This window comes from Methanoculleus sp. UBA208 (genome assembly GCF_002498065.1).
GTDB lineage: Archaea > Halobacteriota > Methanomicrobia > Methanomicrobiales > Methanoculleaceae > Methanoculleus.
Genome location: NZ_DAFZ01000074.1, coordinates 1 through 431 on the forward strand (window position 1 = coordinate 1; position 431 = coordinate 431).

Here is a 431-nt window from a genome sequence, read left to right on the forward strand (position 1 = left end):
GCGGCCGGAGAAGTCGTGGAGAGGCCGCCCCGCGCGCGCGGGGGGGGGGCGGGGGCGCGCGACCCCCCCAGCGGTAGAGACGTTTTGGGATGCCCTCATAATCATTTGGTAGATCTGGCGCATTTGTCGTAATTGTCAACTCCTCAAAGTCCTCCTCGACCCTCGCTGCCGGTTTGCATCCCCTCGGCACTAGGAAGAGACGTCATCGAACCCACTATGTACCCACATACTCCTCCGGCACCTGGATCTTCAGGCTGTAGGAGCCGATGCGCCGGGTGTTGATGACGAAGTAGTAATCATGGTATCCTTCGTAGAAGGTGCTCACCCACCGGCCCTTCTTGAGCTCGGGTTCGTCCTTCACCCCCAGGAAGTCGGCGAAGTTGAGGGTGACGACCCGGACGAACCGGTTCGGGTCTTCGGCGTCCATCACC

1 pseudogene is annotated in these 431 nt (G+C 61.5%); it reads right to left on the bottom strand.

The window, feature by feature from the left end:
- Positions 1-214: 214 nt before the first annotated feature.
- Positions 215-431, bottom strand: a pseudogene (locus BRA62_RS07860) (hypothetical protein); the annotation flags it as partial.